Origin of the sequence: Moraxella sp. (genome assembly GCF_024227015.1) — a bacterium.
Lineage (GTDB): Bacteria > Pseudomonadota > Gammaproteobacteria > Pseudomonadales > Moraxellaceae > Moraxella.
This window is the reverse complement of the sequence record NZ_JAAELD010000329.1, coordinates 1-2,608: the sequence shown is the minus strand read 5'-3', so window position 1 is coordinate 2,608 and position 2,608 is coordinate 1. Positions and strand designations below refer to the sequence as shown.

Below are 2,608 nucleotides of genomic sequence, written 5' to 3'. Positions count from 1 at the left end.
CATGCTGGCAGGGGTTGAGCCTGCCCCCGAGAACATCAGCACGACCAGTAGCACGGATTCTGCGGTGTATTATATCGGCTATCTGGACGTGGATAACGCCGAACGCAAGCTTCGCATTGACATGACCGCACAGGTCAATATCATTACCAATTCAGTCAAAAACGTACTCAACATACCGTCGTCCGCCCTAAAAGGAGGTAAGGGCAAATACAGCGTGCAAGTGGTCGGAGCGGACGGCATTGCCAAGCCTGTGGACGTACAAGTGGGACTAAATAACCGTGTTAATGCCGAAATCAAATCAGGGCTAAACGCTGGTGATAAAGTCGTGATTGGCGAAGCAAGTCAAGGCGGTGAAAACAAACAGGGTCAAAACCGCCCACCAATGATGAGATAATGGGGAGAAAATCATGAAAATCCCACTCATACAAGTCAAAAATCTCGTGCGTGAGTTCCCTGCTGGCGACACCAATATTCGCATTTTGCACGGGCTTGATTTAACGCTGTATCAAGGCGAAATGGTTGCCATCATCGGGCAATCAGGCTCAGGCAAATCCACGCTTATGAACATTTTGGGCTGTCTTGACAAAGCCACAAGCGGAAGCTATACCATTTTTGGCAAATCTGTGGACGATATGGATAGTGAAGAGCTTGCTAGACTTAGACGTGAGCATTTTGGTTTTATTTTTCAGCGTTATCACTTGCTTGGCGACATCAACGCCCTTGATAATGTTACCGTCCCTGCTGTCTATGCAGGTATGAACACCACCAAAAGACGTGAGCGAGCCACCGAACTTCTTACCCAATTAGGCCTAGGCGAGAAAACCACCAACCGACCCAATCAACTCTCAGGCGGTCAACAGCAACGTGTTTCCATTGCAAGGGCTTTGATGAATGGGGGCGACATTATCCTAGCGGACGAGCCGACAGGGGCGTTGGATAGCGGTTCTGGCAAGGAAGTCATGAACATCTTGCACCGCCTAAAAGATGACGGACACACCATCATCATGGTAACGCACGACCCGAGTTTGGCAAGCCAAGCCGAGCGAGTTATTGAGTTAAAGGACGGGCACATCATCGCCGATTATTATACCGACAATGCCAGAAATCAAGAACAACAAGATAATAATCACAATACCCAAAACACCGCCACAAGCAAAAACACCTTTGGCTCAAAAAACGCCCTATTTGGCGTGATAGACCGCCTAAAAGAAGCCTTTAAAATGTCTATCTATGCCATGAAAGCCCATAAAATGCGGACACTCTTGACCATGCTTGGTATCATCATCGGTATCGCCTCTGTGGTGTCTATCGTGGGGCTAGGGCAAGGCTCGCAAGCCAAAATCCTAGCCGACATCAACGCCCTAGGCACGAACACCATTACCGTGATGAATGGCTATCCTTTTGGTGACGCCAGACGGCGGTTTGGGCGAGATAATCTCACCGTGGCGGACGCCCAAGCCGTTGCCAACCAGCCTTATGCCTTATCGGTGAGTCCCATGGTCAATAAAAGCATGAGTATCCGCTTTGAGAGCATTGATGCCACAGGGACGATTAATGGCGTAGGAAAGGACTACTTGTCGGTAACAGGCGAAGTGCTAAGCATGGGGCAAGGCTTTGATGATGAGAGTATCAGTAGCGCCAGCCAGGACATTATCATCGACCAAAACGCTTACAAGACGTATTTTAACAATGAAGGCAACCCCATCGGGCAAACCTTGCTTGTTGGTAACGTCCCTGCTCGTATCGTGGGCGTGTTGTCCGAAAAAAAATCGTCCTTTGCCCGCACCAGCAACTCGCCTACCGTCTATATGCCTTATACCACCGTCATGTATCGCATGCTTGGTACCAGCTACATTGACCGTTTTGTCGTACTCATAGATGATGGAACGCCATCCGCCATCGCTGAGACCGCCATCAAGGATTTGATACGCACCCGCCATGGCGAAGAAGATTTTAACATTATGAATACCGACAGTATCAAGGAGACGGTACAGTCCACCACCACCGCCATGACCATGCTCATCTCATCCATTGCCATCATCTCGCTCATCGTGGGCGGTATTGGTGTGATGAACATCATGCTCGTGTCCGTCACCGAACGCACCAGCGAGATTGGCGTGCGTATGGCAGTCGGGGCAAGGCAGTCGGACATCATGGGGCAGTTTTTGATAGAAGCGGTGTTGGTGTGTATCCTAGGCGGTATCTTGGGCATACTTATGGCGTTTGGTATTGGTGGACTCATTAATAAATTTGGCGGGGGTAATTTTGCCGTCATCTACTCACCGTTATCCATCGTGGTTGCCTTTGTCTGCTCAACGCTCATTGGTGTGGTGTTTGGCTTTTTACCCGCCCGTAATGCGTCAAGACTTAACCCCGTCGATGCGTTGGCACATAATTAATCACCCAATAAAATCGCAAACTTCAAGGTTTGCGATTTTTTATAAAAAACATAAAAAACCACTTGCAAACATCCAAATATACTGTATAATACGCACCACATTAGCGATAAGGGTCGTTAGCTCAGTTGGTAGAGCAGTTGACTTTTAATCAATTGGTCGCAGGTTCGAATCCTGCACGACCCACCATTATCCTAATCGCAAGTAAGTTT

General features: G+C 48.6%; 2 protein-coding genes and 1 tRNA gene. All 3 read left to right on the top strand.

Annotation, left to right across the window (positions count from 1 at the left end):
* Nucleotides 1-394, top strand: a 394-nt coding sequence (locus GY683_RS07430) for an efflux RND transporter periplasmic adaptor subunit (protein ID WP_367274135.1), incomplete at its 5' end; no start/stop codon positions are given.
* 13 nt (nt 395-407) lie between these two features.
* The gene (locus GY683_RS07425; protein WP_297288129.1) at nt 408-2,399 is read left to right on the top strand and encodes a MacB family efflux pump subunit; all 1,992 of its coding nucleotides are present in this window, start codon (nt 408-410) and stop codon (nt 2,397-2,399) included.
* A 110-nt stretch (nt 2,400-2,509) separates the two neighbouring features.
* Nucleotides 2,510-2,585 (top strand) — tRNA-Lys (locus tag GY683_RS07420).
* The last annotated feature ends 23 nt before the right edge of the window (nt 2,586-2,608 follow it).